The organism is Anoxybacillus tengchongensis (assembly GCF_014201585.1).
GTDB lineage: Bacteria > Bacillota > Bacilli > Bacillales > Anoxybacillaceae > Anoxybacillus > Anoxybacillus tengchongensis.
Genome location: NZ_JACHES010000008.1, coordinates 47,562 through 64,281 on the forward strand (window position 1 = coordinate 47,562; position 16,720 = coordinate 64,281).

General features: G+C 40.3%; 14 protein-coding genes. 12 read left to right on the top strand and 2 right to left on the bottom strand.

Going from position 1 to position 16,720, the window contains the following annotated elements:
- Window positions 1-161 precede the first annotated feature (161 nt).
- Window positions 162-1,853 (top strand): septation ring formation regulator EzrA, encoded by a 1,692-nt coding sequence (gene ezrA / locus HNQ82_RS09725; protein WP_183249207.1) that lies wholly within the window; start codon window positions 162-164, stop codon window positions 1,851-1,853.
- A 21-nt stretch (window positions 1,854-1,874) separates the two neighbouring features.
- On the opposite strand, the gene brnQ is transcribed toward ezrA, so the two are convergent.
- A complete protein-coding gene (gene brnQ, locus HNQ82_RS09730) occupies window positions 1,875-3,203 on the bottom strand; it encodes a branched-chain amino acid transport system II carrier protein (RefSeq protein ID WP_183249209.1) in 1,329 nt (442 codons plus the stop codon).
- Between the two features lie 177 nt (window positions 3,204-3,380).
- Between brnQ and HNQ82_RS09735 the strand changes: the two genes are divergently transcribed.
- The 11 genes from HNQ82_RS09735 (at window position 3,381) to HNQ82_RS09785 (ending at window position 15,793) form a co-directional block, all read left to right on the top strand.
- Window positions 3,381-4,532 carry a cysteine desulfurase family protein gene (locus HNQ82_RS09735; RefSeq protein ID WP_032100392.1) on the top strand — a complete coding sequence of 384 codons (1,152 nt, stop codon included), beginning with the start codon at window positions 3,381-3,383 and terminating at the stop codon, window positions 4,530-4,532.
- Entirely contained in the window at window positions 4,529-5,722 is a 1,194-nt protein-coding gene (gene thiI / locus HNQ82_RS09740) for a tRNA uracil 4-sulfurtransferase ThiI (RefSeq protein WP_183249211.1), read from the top strand. The genes HNQ82_RS09735 and thiI overlap by 4 nt, the downstream gene beginning before the upstream one ends.
- Before the next feature lie 59 nt (window positions 5,723-5,781).
- Entirely contained in the window at window positions 5,782-5,973 is a 192-nt protein-coding gene (locus HNQ82_RS09745) for an alpha/beta-type small acid-soluble spore protein (protein WP_128357006.1), read from the top strand.
- A gap of 133 nt (window positions 5,974-6,106) precedes the next feature.
- On the top strand, window positions 6,107-7,681 hold the full coding sequence (gene mbcS, locus HNQ82_RS09750) for an acyl-CoA synthetase MbcS (protein ID WP_183249213.1): 1,575 nt from the start codon (window positions 6,107-6,109) through the stop codon (window positions 7,679-7,681).
- A gap of 224 nt (window positions 7,682-7,905) precedes the next feature.
- On the top strand, window positions 7,906-8,676 hold the full coding sequence (locus HNQ82_RS09755; RefSeq protein WP_183249216.1) for an ATP-binding cassette domain-containing protein: 771 nt from the start codon (window positions 7,906-7,908) through the stop codon (window positions 8,674-8,676).
- 12 nt (window positions 8,677-8,688) lie between these two features.
- Window positions 8,689-10,599 (top strand): AMP-binding protein, encoded by a 1,911-nt coding sequence (locus tag HNQ82_RS09760; protein WP_183249217.1) that lies wholly within the window; start codon window positions 8,689-8,691, stop codon window positions 10,597-10,599.
- Window positions 10,600-11,484 carry a branched-chain amino acid ABC transporter permease gene (locus tag HNQ82_RS09765; RefSeq protein WP_183242008.1) on the top strand — a complete coding sequence of 295 codons (885 nt, stop codon included), beginning with the start codon at window positions 10,600-10,602 and terminating at the stop codon, window positions 11,482-11,484.
- Between the two features lie 3 nt (window positions 11,485-11,487).
- On the top strand, window positions 11,488-12,558 hold the full coding sequence (locus tag HNQ82_RS09770; RefSeq protein ID WP_183242010.1) for a branched-chain amino acid ABC transporter permease: 1,071 nt from the start codon (window positions 11,488-11,490) through the stop codon (window positions 12,556-12,558).
- 55 nt (window positions 12,559-12,613) lie between these two features.
- Window positions 12,614-13,813: an ABC transporter substrate-binding protein gene (locus HNQ82_RS09775; protein WP_183249219.1), complete on the top strand. Its 1,200-nt coding sequence runs from the start codon at window positions 12,614-12,616 to the stop codon at window positions 13,811-13,813.
- 61 nt (window positions 13,814-13,874) lie between these two features.
- A complete protein-coding gene (locus HNQ82_RS09780; RefSeq protein WP_032100385.1) occupies window positions 13,875-14,663 on the top strand; it encodes an ABC transporter ATP-binding protein in 789 nt (262 codons plus the stop codon).
- The gene (locus tag HNQ82_RS09785) at window positions 14,663-15,793 is read left to right on the top strand and encodes an AMP-binding protein (RefSeq protein ID WP_032100384.1); all 1,131 of its coding nucleotides are present in this window, start codon (window positions 14,663-14,665) and stop codon (window positions 15,791-15,793) included. The genes HNQ82_RS09780 and HNQ82_RS09785 overlap by 1 nt, the downstream gene beginning before the upstream one ends.
- Before the next feature lie 21 nt (window positions 15,794-15,814).
- On the opposite strand, the gene HNQ82_RS09790 is transcribed toward HNQ82_RS09785, so the two are convergent.
- On the bottom strand, window positions 15,815-16,618 hold the full coding sequence (locus HNQ82_RS09790) for an NAD kinase (RefSeq protein ID WP_032100383.1): 804 nt from the start codon (window positions 16,616-16,618) through the stop codon (window positions 15,815-15,817).
- Window positions 16,619-16,720: the final 102 nt, after the last annotated feature.

A 16,720-nucleotide genomic window follows, 5' to 3' on the forward strand; every position in this document is an offset into this window, starting at 1 on the left:
TGTTCACCTCTTTAGGCGCAAAGTTCGACAAAAATCACGTTTTTTAGGAAAAAAATTAAAATTTTTGCTCAAAAAATGTTGCTAACATGGTATCATAAAATCATTGAAAAGAAAATGCCTTCTCCACAAAAAAAGAACGCTTGACAACAAGGAGGCCCATTATGGAATTTGTAGCGATTAGTGCGCTCCTCGTCATCGGAGGACTAACATATACATATGTGTACCGAAAACGTTTATATAAACAAATCGATCAATTAGAACAATGGAAAATTTCTTTAATGAATCGCCCTGTACCCGAGGAGCTGTCAAAAATTAAATCGTTAAATATGATGGGGGAAACAGAGCAGCTGTTTGAAAAATGGCGAAATGAATGGGACGATATTGTTGCCGTGCAACTGCCGAACATAGAAGAAAAGTTGTTTGATATTGAAGAAGCGGTTGTCAAATATCGGTTTATGAAAGCGAAAGAGGCTTTACATCAGACGGAGCAACAGCTAAAAGATATTGAAGGAAATATTCAACGCATTTTGTTAGAGTTACAAGAATTAGTCGGAAGTGAAGAAAAAAATCGCGAGGAAATTGAGCAATTCAAAGAGAAATATCGTCAAGTCAAAAAAGCGATGCTTACCCAGCGCCATACATTTGGTCGCACAGAAGCTGCACTTGAAGCGCGACTAAATGCCCTTCATCAACAATTTCAAACATTTGAACAGTTAACAACAGAAGGGAATTATTTAGCGGCTCGTGAAATCGTATTACTCATTCAAAACGAACTAAGTGAATTAAATCGTTTTATTGAACACATTCCGCTTTTGTTAAGCGATGCGCAAGTTGAAATTCCAGCACAATTAGACAATATTATTGAGGGATATCGCGAGTTGGTGGAAAAGGGATATGTACTTGACCATCTTCCGGTAGAAAAAGAAGTGGAAGCCATCCGCGGAAAAGTATTCGAAGTGCTTACGTTGTTAGAAGCACTTGCTGTGGCAGAAGCAGAAAAACTGCTTCGTGAAGCTCAAGAAGATGTGGATACGCTGTACGATTTATTAGAAAAAGAAGTGCATGCAGAACGTTTTGTTCATGAGGAAACAGAAAAAATTGAGCAAACGCTCTATGAGTTAGAAGAAGAAACAAAAGAAACGCGTGATGAAACATTGTTTGTACAACAAAGCTACCATTTATCGCAAAACGACCTGGATAAATATCGTCAAATTGAAAAGCAAGTGCAACAGTTAACGAAACGATTTATGTTAATTCAAACGAAAATGATGGAAGAGCGTTTAGCTTATTCGCTTATTCGTGAAGAGTTAGAGGAAATTTTAGCACAAATTGCTGCGGTGAAGGAAAAACATGTTCAATTCCGCGAACATTTATACGCATTGCGTAAAGATGAGTTGGCGGCACGTGAGAAGTTAACAGAAATGAAAAAACAATTGTCAGAAGCGATGCGACTGGTGAAAAAAAGCAAGCTTCCTGGCTTGCCAGAATCTTATATGCTACAAGTCAGTGAGGCGCGAGAAAGTTTGACGCGCGTATCGCTTACGTTAGATGGAAAGCCGTTAAATATGGAAGCTGTTCATCAAGCGTTGGATGAGGCGATTGTTTTTGTAGAAAATGTATGTGATCAAACGAAAGAAATGATTGAACAAGCCCAATTAGCAGAAAGAGTCATTCAATACGGCAACCGCTATCGCCGGCGTTTCCATGCAGTAAATGCGGGACTAGAAGAAGCGGAACAGCTATTTCGACGATACGAATACGAACTAGCTTTACAAAAAGCTATTGCTGCGGTAGAGCAAGTGGAAGAAGGAGCATTTGAACGCATTCGTGAGTGGCTAAAAGAAAACGAGTGAAGGCATTTCCTTCACTCGTTTTTAACTTGCTTTTTTTTCGGTACGTGCAACATGATTTGTTTTGTTAAATAATAAACCAATCACCCCACCGATAAGCGCTGGTGTGAGCCATCCGATTCCTTGTTCAAAGAGCGGTAATGTTTTTTCATATACATGTAAAGCCGCTGATACGTCAAATCCTGCTGTTTTTAATCCATCCACGATGCTAACAAGGGATGTGCCAACCATCGCTCCGATATAAACGGTTTGTTTGCCGCCAAAATAGTCATGTAAAAAGGATAAAACGACAAGGGTAATGGCCAGCGGATAAATGATAATAAGAACAGGAATCGATAATGAAATGAGCTTTGTTAAACCGACATTTGCAATTACCGCACTGAAGCCACTCATCACGATGACAAGTGTTCGATAAGAAAGTTTTGGCGAAATTTTCGAAAAATAACTTGCGCATGATGATAATAAACCGACAGACGTTGTTAAACATGCTAGCATAATAATGATCGATAAAATGACTGTACCGGCTTGTCCGAATAAATAAGTGGCGGCTTGACTAATAATTTCTCCGCCGTTATTGCGGTAGCCGATCGCCTGTACACTCGATGCGCCAATGAAAGCGAGCGATAAATAAACGAGCGTCAGTCCGGAAGCAGCAATAAAACCAGCCTGAATACAAAGTTTAGTTAGTTGTTTTGTATGTGTAATTCCTTTTTGTTGAATCGCTTGAATGACGATAATACCAAAAACAAGTGCCGCAATGGCATCCATCGTTAAATATCCGTCAATAAATCCTTTAAATAGTGGAGCGTGTGCATAGGTATCCGTTGGTTTTTGGATTGTGCCCATAGGGGTCCATATACTTTTAATAAAAAATAACGTAAGACCGATAAGTAAAAATGGTGTTAACAATTTTCCGATTCGATCAACTAATTTCGATGGGTTTAATGCTAACCAAAGCGATATGCCAAAATAAACAACAGTATATACCGCTAACATCGTCGACCGATCAGTTGTTTCAGGTAAAAACGGTGTCACCCCAATTTCAAACGATACCGTACCTGTCCGCGGAATTCCAAAAAATGGACCGATCGCTAAATACATGACAGCTGTGAAAATGACACCAAATACAGGATGAACCCGGCTAGCTAATTGTTGCAAATCGCTTCCTGTTCTTGCGATGGCGCTGACCGCTAATACAGGTAATCCAACGCCGGTTATTAAAAAGCCTGCAATCGCAACCCATACGTTTTCCCCTGCCGCCTGTCCGAGAGCAGGAGGAAAAATCATATTACCAGCACCAAAAAATAAAGCAAATAACATAAAACCAACAGCGATTAAATCTTTTTTCGACATGCTGATCCTCCTTTGTTGTCTCCGTACCAGCCTATATACTACCATAGAAAATAAAAATTTTGTCGTTTTTATCAAAAGTTTCAATCTTTAAAATATTCTTTGATTATTCCTTTTTTGAATAAAGATGTGATAATATAAGAAGGCTGTTTGTATACGAACGTAATGGAGGCAAGGGCGATGATGTATTTAGATAATAGCGCCACAACAAAACCGTTTCCAGAAGTACTACAATCTTTCATAAAAGTAGCGACCGATTATTTCGGAAATCCGTCTTCACTACATGGATTAGGCATGCAGGCAGAGCGATTGCTTACGCAAGCAAGAGAGCAAATTGCACGTTTGCTCGAGGTGAAACCGTCAGAAGTGATTTTTACATCTGGAGGGACAGAAGGAAACAATTTGGCCATTAAAGGTGTGGCTTGGCAACATCAACAACGCGGTCGCCACATCATTACAACAGCGATTGAACATCCGTCTGTCATTGAAGCATGCAAACAGCTTGAACAATTCGGCTTTCAAGTTACATATGTGCCTGTTGACGAACGTGGTATCGTGTCGGTAGCACATATTGAACAAGCGTTGCGTGATGATACGATTCTTGTTTCGGTTATGCACGTAAATAACGAAGTAGGTTCTATTCAACCAATTGAACAGATTGGTGCGATGTTAAAAAAATATCCAAAAGTGTTGTTTCATGTTGATGGGGTACAAGGTGCGGCGAAACTGCCGCTTCATTTAAAACGTGCAAATGTGGATTTATACACGATGTCAGCTCATAAATTTCATGGGCTAAAAGGAGCAGGAGTTTTATACGTTCGCGAAGGCGTGCGTCTTTCGCCCCTTTTGTCAGGGGGAGCACAAGAAATGCAATTGCGTTCGGGAACTGAAAATGTTGCTGCCATTGTTGCGATGGCGAAAGCGTTACGATTATCCATTGAAAAGTATCGCGAATCATATGCTCGACTCGTGGAAATAAAACGAGCGATCATCGGACGTTTACAAACGATTGAAGGCATTTCTGTCCACACGCCGTTAGAGCAATCTGCTCCACACATTATTCATTTTTCTTTAGAAGGAATAAAATCAGAGACGTTTGTTCACGAACTGGAAAAACAACATATGTATGTATCAACGACATCAGCTTGTTCGTCTCGTAAAAAAGCGCCAAGTAAAACATTGTTAGCAATGGGAATTGAAAAAACACGGGCAGAGCGTTCGATTCGTATAAGCTTATCGTATGAACAACAAATCGAGCATGTTCCAATTATTGTTGAAGCCATTGAGAAAGCATATGAACGATTAAAAATAGTAGCGAGGGGAACGAAATGACGTACGACCATATTGTAATTCGTTACGGTGAAATGTCGACAAAAGGAAAAAACCGTTTGCAATTTGTGAGATGTTTAAAAAGAAATATAGCAAAAAAACTACAACATTTCCCTGATATTCAAATTGAAGCATTGCGTGATCGGATGTATATTCGCCTACATCATACACCACCGCAACCTGTTATCGAAAAATTACAAGAAGTGTTCGGTATTCAATCGTTAAGTTTAGCGTTAAAAACGGAGAGTGACTTACAAAAGATAAAAGAAGCGACACTATTTTTTTTGAAACAATTCCCATATGAAGGGAAAACGTTTAAAATATCGGCTAGAAGAGCGGATAAACAATTTCCGGTCACAACAAATGAATTAAACTATGAGCTCGGTAGTTATGTGCTGAAAAACACAACAGGCTTAAAAGTTGATGTTCACCGTCCGGATATTGACATTCGTGTTGAAGTGCGGAAAGAAGGAACATACATTACTGCATACGATGTACCAGGAGCAGGTGGCTTACCTGTTGGAACAAGCGGAAAAGCGATGCTTATGCTTTCCGGGGGAATTGATAGTCCAGTAGCAGGATATTTGGCGATGAAACGCGGATTGCAAATTGAAGCCGTTCACTTCTTTAGCCCGCCGTTTACAAGTGAGCGAGCCAAACAAAAAGTAATTGATTTAGCCCAACGTTTGACGGAATTTGGCGGGACGATCCGTCTTCATATCGTGCCGTTTACCGAGTTACAACAAGCCATTTATAAGCAAGTACCTGAAAATTATTCGCTTATTTCAACGCGTCGCGCGATGTTGCGCATTACAGATGAAATTCGCAAAAAAGAAAACGGACTGGCGATTGTAACTGGAGAAAGTTTAGGACAAGTTGCTAGTCAAACACTTGAAAGTATGGTCGCTGTCAACGATGTAACAACGACGCCTGTTCTTCGCCCGCTCATCTCGATGGATAAAACGGAGATTATCGCGATTGCTGAACGAATTGGTACACATCATATTTCCATTCGTCCATATGAAGATTGTTGTACAATTTTTACGCCAAAAGCACCAAAAACGAAGCCGAAAAAAGAAAAAATTATCCAATATGAAAAGTTTTTACCTTTAGACGAAATGATTGCAGAAACCGTGGCGCGCGTTGAAACGATCACGTTAAAACCAAATGAGCCATTGGACGAGCTCTTTTAACGATGTGTATGAAGTCCATTTGTTTTGCACAACCTATAGGTACAAGGGGGTGAAAACGAATGGCAAATCGAAATCGATTGCTCGTCCCTGGTGTACAACAAGCGATTGATCAAATGAAATATGAAATCGCTCAAGAGTTTGGCGTGCAGTTAGGTCCCGATACAACTGCACGAGCAAACGGCTCTGTTGGAGGCGAGATGACGAAACGTCTTGTGAAAATGGCAGAGCAACAATTGGGTAGTCAAAAATAAATGTTAGACGACAAAACTCGGTAGTTCGTTCTACCGAGTTTTTTATTTTTTAAAAATTTTTAGAAAAGTTATACAAAAACATTCGATTTTTTTGTATAATTTTTTTGTATCATACGGTAAGGGGGAGAGGGAAATGAATTTAATTGCACCAGAAAAGTACAATTTGACAAGTGAATTTGAAAAATATGCGGACGATCCAAACCGAACGGCGTTGAAATGGGAGAATGAAGCGGGGGAAACAAAAGAGCTTACATATGCTGAGCTAATGAAACAGGCGAATAAAATTGCAAACGTTTTCGTTAGCCGTGGGTTACAAAAAGGAGATAAAGTACTTGTGATGCTCCCGCGTCTGTTGGAAGCGTATGCGGTATATATTGGAGCGTTGAAAGCGGGACTTGTTATTATTCCTAGTTCTGAAATGTTGCGCACAAAAGATTTGCAATACCGAATTTCTCACGGGGAAGTGAAAGGGGTTGTTGCATATTTTCCGTATATTGAACAATTTATTCCTATTGAGGGAATGGAAAATATCGTAACATTTTCGATCGGCGGTTCGACTGAGCGCTGGCTCGATTTACACGAAGAAATGGCGAAGCAAAGCGACACATTTGTTGCTGTAGAGACGTCCCGAGAGGATATGGCATTTTTATCTTATACATCGGGAACGACCGGCAATCCGAAAGGGGTTGTCCATACGCACGCTTGGGCATATGCGCATTTACGAACAGCAGCGAAAAATTGGCTTTGTATTGAAGAAGGCGATCTTGTTTGGGCAACAGCAAGCCCGGGGTGGCAAAAATGGGTGTGGAGTCCGTTTCTATCAACACTTGGCTCTGGGGCGACAGGGTTTGTATATTATGGTCGGTTTGAACCAGAGAAGTATTTACAGCTATTAGAAAAATACAATATTAATGTGCTTTGTTGTACACCGACAGAATATCGTCTTATGGCCAAAGTTCCAACAATTTCCCAATATAAGTTGCCGCATTTGCATAGCGCTGTATCAGCAGGTGAACCATTAAACCGCGAAGTCATTGATACATTTGAGCGATATTTTGGCGTTCAAGTTCGCGATGGATATGGACAAACGGAAAACACGTTGCTTGTGGGAGTCATGAAAGGAATGAAAATTAAGCCAGGATCCATGGGGAAACCGACACCGGGCAATCGCGTTGAGATTATTAATGAATTTGGTGAGCCTTGTGCAATTGGTGAAGTCGGAGATATTGCTGTACATGTCGAAACGCCAGCTTTATTTAAGTGTTATTATAAAGACCCAGAACGAACAGCGATGCAGTTCAGAGGGGAATATTATATTACTGGTGATAAAGCGAAAAAAGATGAAGAGGGGTATTTTTGGTTTGAAGGCCGCGGTGATGATATTATTATTAGTTCAGGCTATACGATTGGCCCGTTTGAGGTAGAAGATGCGCTAGTAAAACATCCATTCGTGAAAGAGTGTGCGGTTGTCGCTAGTCCAGATGAAATTCGGGGACATGTTGTGAAAGCGTTTATTGTATTGCGTGAAGGAGTAGATAAAAATGATCCGAATTTAATTCCGCAACTTCAAGAGCATGTAAAGCAACTCACAGCGCCGTATAAATATCCGCGCAAAATTGAGTTTGTTGACGATTTACCAAAAACGACTTCGGGAAAAATTCGTCGTGTTGAATTGCGAGAGCGTGAAATGAAAGCTATGCAAAAATAACATGTTCCGCTCCGATTCATTCGGAGCGGAAAAAAAGCTTGACGGACCAAAAAAAATTGTGTACCATTCTTTTTAGAATTTTCTTAAAATTAAGAAATGTTTTTTATGAACTCTTTTGATAACGCTTACATTTTTGTTTTTTCGTTGTGTAAAGTCATAAAGATATAAAAACGTCCATAAAGTGTTATCGAAAGAGAGAAATAGAGAAAAAAGGGGGGAAGAAAGTGGGCATATTAAACGTACAAAATGTATCTATTCGTTTCGGTGGTGTGTTAGCACTTGATGCTGTTTCTTTTGAAGTGAAAGAAGGAGAAATTTTTTCACTCATCGGTCCAAACGGAGCTGGAAAAACGAGTATGTTGAATTGCATTAGCGGTTTGTACAAACCAACAGAAGGAGATATTTTCTTCAAAGGGGAACGCATTACGCATATTAAACCACATAAACGTGCTGCTTTAGGCATTGCGCGCGCGTTTCAAAACATCGAATTGTTTCCTCATTTATCCGTTTTGGACAATCTTATGCTCGGTAGACATGTGCGCATGAAAACAGGAGTGCTTGCAGGTGGATTTTACTGGGGGAAAGCGCAAAAAGAAGAAGTAGAGCATCGTTATAAAGTCGAGGAAGTAATCGATTTTTTAGAGCTCGAGCATGTACGCAATGTGCCGGTTGGAACGTTATCTTACGGTTTACAAAAGAGGGTAGAGGTCGGTCGGGCATTAGCGATGGAGCCAGACTTATTGTTGCTTGATGAACCAATGGCTGGCATGAATAATGAAGAGAAAGAAGATATGGCACGCTATATTATTGATATTCATGAAGAAAAAAAGACAACGATCATTTTAATTGAACACGACATGGGCGTTGTCATGGATTTATCTAATCACATTGCTGTATTAGATTTTGGTAAATTGATCGCGTACGGAACGCCAAAAGAAGTGCAAACAAATCCGCGCGTCATTGAAGCGTATTTAGGAGAAGAACATGCGGTGTAAAGGGGGAGTTTTATGGAACAAATGACGTTTCCACAGCTATTAACCGCTCGTGCGCGACAAAAAACAAATCAAGTCGCATTGCGCGAAAAAGATTACGGCATTTGGAACGAATATACGTACGGGGATTATTACGAACAAGTGAAAGCGTTCGCATTAGGACTTGCTTCGCTCGGTTTTCAGCGCGGTGATAAGCTTGCGATCATTGGTGATAATCGACCAGAGTGGGTATTTAGTCAACTAGCGGCCCAGAGTTTAGGAGGAATTTCAGTTGGTATTTATCAAGAATCGTTACCAAACGAACTAGCGTACATTATCGACAATTGCGATGCAAAGTTCGTTGTTGTTGAAGATCAAGAACAAGTTGATAAGGTGCTAGAAATTGAACAGCAACTATCAAAGGTACAACATATCATTTACTACGATTCACGTGGTATGCGGAACTACAAGAATGATAAACTGTTATACTTCCGAGATGTGCAAACGCTCGGTCGGCAATTTGAAAAAATGCATCCGACATATTTTGATGATGAAGTACAAAAAGGATGTTATGATGATATTGCCATTTTATCATATACATCCGGAACGACAGGCAATCCAAAAGGAACAGAACTTTCTTATCGCAATTTATTTGAAATGGCAAAGAACCTCGCAAAAATCGATCCACTTGACGAACAAGACGAATACCTTTCATTTTTGCCACTCGCTTGGATAGGCGAACAAATGATGACCATTTCAATGGCATTCCACTGCAACATAGTTGTGAACTTCCCAGAAGAACCTTCAACAGTATTTGAAAATTTACGAGAAATTGGACCGCATGTGATGTTTTCACCACCGCGCATTTATGAAGACATTGTCTCAAAGTTTCAAGTGCGCATTCAAGATGCGAGTTGGTTGAAACGAAAAATGTATGAATGGTGTAAGCCGATTGGCGAAAAAGTAGCAGAAGCTCATTTTACGAAAAGCGATGTTTCATTTTGGACGAAATGTTTGTATAAAGTCGCTGATTATTTCGTGTTTAGTGCCATTCGAGACCATTTTGGTTTGTTGCGTTTAAAGCGCGCATATACAGGAGGTGCCCCGTTAGGTCCAGATGTATTTCGCTTTTTCCATAGCATTGGTGTGAATGTGAAAAGCATTTATGGTCAAACAGAGGTATCAGGCATTGCGATTGTTCATCGCGATGGAGACATTAAGGTGGATAGTGTTGGCATGCCAATCCCAGAAACAGAGGTGAAAATTTCTGAGCAGGGTGAAATTTTGTTAAAAAGCCCAAGTGTATGTTGTGGCTACTATAAAAATGAAAAAGCGACAAAAGAAACGATTGAGGATGGATGGCTGCATACGGGCGATGCTGGTTATTTAGATGAATCGGGTCATTTGTATGTGATCGATCGTTTAAAAGATGTCATTCGTTTGCAAACGGGTGAGATGTTTTCACCGCAATTTATTGAAAATAAATTGAAATTTAGTCCATATATTCAAGAAGCCGTTGCCATCGGACGCGATCGTCCTTACGTTGTTGCGATTATTAATATTGATATGGCGAACGTTGGGAGATGGGCCGAAAAAAATCAACTCGTTTATACGACTTATTCCGACTTGTCTGCGAAGCAAGAGGTCATTCAACTCATTCAAGAGCAAGTGAATGAAATCAATCAAACGTTGCCGGAAAAAGCGCGTGTGAAAAAGTTCGTATTGCTCTATAAAGAGCTTGACGCAGACGATGAAGAATTAACAAGAACGAAAAAGGTACGTCGTCAATTTATTGCCAAAAAATATGCATCGCTCATTGAAGGCATGTATTCAGAAACGGATCATATTGCCGTGGAAGGAACAATTAAATATCGTGATGGCAAAGAGCAAGTCATTAAAACGACGTTAAAAATTGTCTCGATTGATGAAGGGGAGGGAGCAGCATAAATGGCTTTTTTCTTACAAATGCTTGTGACGGGTATTGTCGTTGGGAGCGTATATGCGCTCGTTGCGCTCGGTTTTGTGCTCATTTACAAATCGAGTGATGCCATTAATTTTGCCCAGGGTGAATTTTTGCTTATCGGGACTTACGTTTGTTTAACGCTTGTTGCTAGCTATAATGTTCCGTTTATTGCTGCACTATTGCTTGCTTTAGCGTTTAGTGCGTTGCTTGGTTGGAGCGTAGAGAAAGTCGTGTTGCGTCCTTTCATTGGAAAACCGGTCATTTCTATGATTATGGCAACGATCGGATTATCGAGTGTACTTGCAGGGATTGTTCATATCATTTGGGGACATGAAACGCGCGTATATCCACCGGTCTTTTCAGAGAAACCACTGCAGTTTGGAGAGGTGATCATCGCTCCTGTATACGCATGGTCGTTTGTGATTGTGATAATTTGGCTCGTCATTTTCACATTATTTTTCAAATATTCACGTTTCGGTATTGCGATGCGGGCGACGGCAGACGATCAACAAGCCGCTTTATCTATGGGGATTAGCGTTAAAACGATTTTTGCGATTGCATGGGCGATTGCTGCAATCGTATCAGCAGTTGGCGGGGTGCTATTAGGTAATATTAACGGAGTCAACTCCTCCCTTTCGCTCATCGGATTGAAAGTGTTGCCAGTTGCCATTTTAGGTGGGCTTGACAGCATCCCTGGAGCGATTATTGGCGGCATTTTAATCGGTATCATCGAAAGTATGACAGGAGGATATTTAGACCCGCTTGTCGGCGGTGGTTTGAAAGAAGTGATCCCGTTTGTCATCCTCGTCATCATTTTAATGGTTAAACCTTACGGACTATTTGGAAAGAAAGAAATCGAAAGGGTGTGAGAAATGGTGCGAAATCCGTTTGTAATGCAATGTGGGGAATTTCATGTTGATTATAAGCAAGATATGGCGATTTGGAAAATTGCTCGCGTTCGTTGGCGTATTTTTGCTGTTGTAGCATTATTTGCGCTTTTTCCTATGGTTGCGACAGACTATGTAGTCGGTTTGGCCACATTATGTGGTATTGCAGCTATCGGAGCAATCGGATTGAATATTTTGACAGGATTTACTGGTCAAATTTCAATAGGGGTTGGCGCATTTTTAGGAGTGGGTGGATATACGTCAGCCATTTTGACGACCAAGTTAGGTTTTAGCTTTTGGATTGCCTTCCCGCTTGCTGGACTCATCACAGCGCTTGTCGGTGCTTTGTTTGGGATCCCATCATTGCGCTTAAAAGGGTTATATTTAGCTATTGCTACGTTAGCAGCGCAAGTGATTATTTTGTTTGTCATTTCACGTTGGGATTCGTTAACAGGTGGTACAGCAGGGCTCGTATTAAGCCGTCCGCAAATCGGTTCGTTTACGTTTATGAGTGAAACGAGCTATTACTACTTAATGTTTGTTGTTTTACTCATCACTATTGTTTTTTCACTTAATTTATTTCGTACCCGTGTCGGACGCGCATTCATTGCAGTACGAGACCGCGATATTGCAGCGGAAGTGATGGGCATTGATTTGTTTAAATATAAAGTGCTCGCCTTTTTCGTTAGCTCGTTTTTTGTTGGTATTGCTGGAGCGCTTCTTGGACATTACACGATGATTGTAAGTCCTGAATTGTACAGTATCTCTGTTTCAATTGAATACTTGGCGATGATTTTAGTCGGTGGTTTAGGAAGTGTGTTTGGATCGTTGTATGGAGCAGTGTTTATTACGCTTATGCCCGTTGTTTTACGAAGTGTTGTTGATTTATTAAGCGGTACGTTTCCTGGATTAGAAGGCGTACTTGTCGGTATGAAAGAGGTTGTCTTCGGAGTTGTGATCATTTTATTTCTCGTGTATGAGCCAGATGGATTAAATAAAATTTGGTTAAATATAAAAAATTATTTCCGTCTCTGGCCATTTTCTTATACGAAGTAATATGAAGCGGAATATCCGCTTTATATACAATAAAAAACATAAGGGGGATGAAAGAATGAAGAAAAAAGGAGCGCTACTTGCTACGTTGCTTCTTGGAGCAAGCATGTTGTTCGGGTGTTCAGGAGGTGACAAAACAGCAACAGAACCAGCAAAAGAGACAGGAAAAGAGCAAGGAACAATTAAAATTGGTGCATTGTTTGATATTACAGGGGCAACAGGAGATGTTGGTACACCGTATGCAGAAGGGGAAAAAGCGTATATTGAATACGTTAATTCGAAAGGTGGGGTAAACGGTTATAAAATTGAGCTTGTTGGTCAAGATTACGCATACAAAATTCCGGAAGCGCAAAAGTTGTATCAAAAGTACAAATCAAGTGATAAAGTATCCGCTATTTTAGGATGGGGAACAGCCGATACTGAAGCGTTGCGTCAACAAGTTGCAACAGATAAACTACCATTTTTCTCAGCTTCTTATTCAGAAAATTTAAAAAATATAAAAGAAAGTCCATATAACTTTTTAACAGCTGCATCGTATTCTGATCAAGCGCGGTCGGTGCTTCGTTGGATTAAAGAAAATCATACAGGGGGCACGCCAAAAGTCGCTCTTATTTACAATGACACGGCATTTGGAAAATCGCCAATTCAAGATGCAAAAGATTTTGCGAAAGAAATTGGCGTAGAGATTGTAGACGAACAAATTGTTGATTTAAAAGCGCTTGATGCGACGTCACAGCTCCTTAATATGAAGAAAAAAGCACCTGATTATGCGATCATTCAACAAACTTGGGGCGCGACAGCAACCATTTTAAAAGATGCAAAAAAACTAGGCATTGAAACGCAATTTATTGGTTTAAACTGGACAACGGGTGAAGGATTACTTCCGATTGCTGGAGATGCGGCAGAAGGATTTATTGGTGTTGTCACGCATGCGTTTCCATATGAAGATTTACCAGGTATGGCTGAAGTAAAAGAGTATTTAACAAGCAAAGGAGAGAAATTAGAGGATAAAAACCAAAAGTTTATTCAAGGATGGGTGACAGCGAAAATCCTAGTAGAAGGAATCAAGCAAGCAGATGATCCAACGAGTGGCGAAGGCATTCGTCAAGGCTTAGAAAAATTAAAAGATCTTGATTTAGGAGGATTAGCTGCACCTGTTACGTTTACAGCTGACAACCATGCTGGAACAAATCAAATTCGTCTAGCAAAAGTAGAAAACGGACAGTTTAAAGTGTTTACGGACTACTTCGGATATTAAAGTGAATGAAAGGGTGTTTTCAACAGGAAGCACCCTTTCGCTTTCAGAAAGGGGGAAAACGATGCTTACGTTAAATAATGTGGAAGTGATGTATAATCGCGTCATTCTCGTGCTTAAAGGGATGTCGATGGTCATTCCGGAAGGGAAAATTGTCGCTTTGCTTGGCAGCAATGGGGCAGGAAAAACGACAACATTAAAGGCGATTTCAGGATTGTTAAGAAGCGAAGATGGGGAAGTGACGGACGGATACATTGAACTATATGGCGAACGAATCGAGGGAAAAGACGCAGAAGAAATTGTGAAAAAAGGTATTTTTCAATGTATGGAAGGAAGACGAGTGTTTGAGCATTTGACGGTAGAAGAAAATTTAATTGTCGGTGCCCATACGCGAAAAGATCGTCATAACATAAAAGCGGATTTACAAAAAGTGTATCATTACTTTCCGAAACTTCATATGTTGCGCCATCGGCAAGCTGGATACTTATCGGGCGGAGAACAACAAATGTTAGCGATCGGTCGTGGGATGATGGCAAAGCCGAAAATTTTATTGCTTGATGAGCCATCGCTGGGGATTGCTCCGCTACTTGTAAAAGAAATTTTTTCAATCATTAAAAAGATTAACGAAGAAGAAGGAACGACCATTCTTGTCGTTGAACAAAATGCGAATATCGCCTTGTCGATTGCCCATTATGGATACATTATGGAAAATGGTCGCATTGTAATGGATGGTCCGGTTGAGAGACTACTTGAAAATGAAGATGTAAAAGAATTTTACCTTGGCATGAGCGAGAAAGGGCGTAAAAATTATCGCGAAGTAAAGTCGTATAAACGGAGAAAGCGGTGGTTGTAATGGAAGGGTGGAAATCGTTCTTGATTGACGCATACGAACAGTCGCCAGCATTACGCGAGCGGTTAGACGCTGAAAATATCAATCCGTATGAATTGACAACGGTTGAACAGCTTAGTCGTATCCCTGTATTGAAAAAAGAACAACTACCTTTTTTGCAAAAACATGAGTTGCCCTTTGGAAAGATGATTACAACAAAAACAAATGAACTTGCGCGCATATTTATGTCCCCTGGTCCGATTTATGACCCACAAGGAGACGACCAAGATGAATGGGGATTTTCAGAAGCGCTTCAAGCGGCCGGTTTTACGAAAGATGATATCGTTCAAAATACGTTCTCATACCATTTATCACCAGCGGGTTTTATGTTTGATAGCGCCCTTCGCCAGATTGGAGCAACTGTCGTTCCAGCCGGTCCGGGCAATCGCGAATTACAAGTGCAACTTATGAATGATTTACAAGTTACAGGGTATGTTGGTACGCCAAGTTTTCTACATTTATTGTTGCAATATGCGGATGAAAAAAGGATACATGTAGCGGTGAAGAAGGCGTTTTTTACCGCAGAAAAACTAACAGAAAGTATGCGTGAACAGTTTGAGCAAAGAGGTATTCGTGTTTTTGAAGGATACGGAACAGCTGATTGCGGTTGTATTGCATTTGAGGATCGGAAAGGCCCGGGCTTAAAAATTAGTTCACGTGCGATCGTTCAACTGTGCGATCCGATAACGGGAGATTCGCTCGATGAAGAAGGGGAAATTGTTGTTACGATATTGGATCGCACGTATCCGCTTGTTCGGTTTGGCACAGGGGATGTTTCACGTTGGGTAGAAGGTTATAAAGGTGAGCGCATCATCGGTGTGCTTGGACGTGTCGGTACGAGTGTAAAAGTAAAAGGGATGTTTGTTCATGAACAACAGTTAAAGCAAGTGATGGCTGAAGTAGGTTGCCCAATATTTCAAGCGGTTGTGACGAAGGAAAATGATCGTGATCAATTAACGATTTACATCGAAAAAGAACTTGATGAAGAAGCGAAACAAAAAATTAACAACGTGATTCGTGTAACGCCAACATTCGTTTGCGTACATCGTGTAAACGAAGAGGAACGGTGTCTTGTTGATCGAAGAAAATGGTAAAAAGAGGCGTTACGCCTCTTTTTACAAAAATGTTCGTTTTACTTTTTCCCAAAATGAGTTATCTTTTAGTTTGACGGTTTTAATGACTTTTCCGCTTAATGAAATATCAATTTTTTCGACATGTTGAATGCTTAATGCTTCATTATCCATACCGATAATCGGATAATCGTTTCCGTCTTGTACTACTTTCAATGTAAGTTTGCGATTTCCGCTTAAAATAAATGATGAGCCGAGGGTACGATAACGATTATTGTTTAATGACGCTAATTCGCTTACTTGAAAACAAGGGAGCATAGGATCAACGACTGCGCCATTGACTGATTTATTGTAGGCGGTACTTCCTGTAGGTGTAGCAATAATCATTCCATCACCACGGAATGTTTCGAAATGCAAGTTATCAATAAACACGTCCATGACAAACGTTTTAATAACACTTGAACGAATCGAGCATTCATTCAAACAATAAAATGATGTCGAGTCATTGACTGTGACATAAATCGTTGGATATTTCCGCACTTCAATTTGTTCCGTTGTCATCGCTTCAATCATTTTTTTCGTATCATGAATATGAAAATCACAATACATACTTAATGAACCTGACGTTGAAATACCCGCATATAAGCAATCGTCACGAAAGCCTGTTTTTCTGACGGCTTGTAAAAATGTCCCGTCTCCACCGACGCTTACAATAATGTTTGCTTGTTTAGCATCGTCCACAACTTCAAACTTATACTGTTTAGCCAGTTCAATAAGTGGTTGTACTTGTTTTTTCGTTTCGTCGTCATGTTTATGAAAGAAGTACATACGATTGCGTCGTTCAGTCATCGATTTTCCCTCCGTTAAAATGTCCTCACGTTTATTTTATCATTTATTTTCCATTCATAGCGAATTTATTCGTTTAATTTTCCTCATTTTTGTCGACAATGT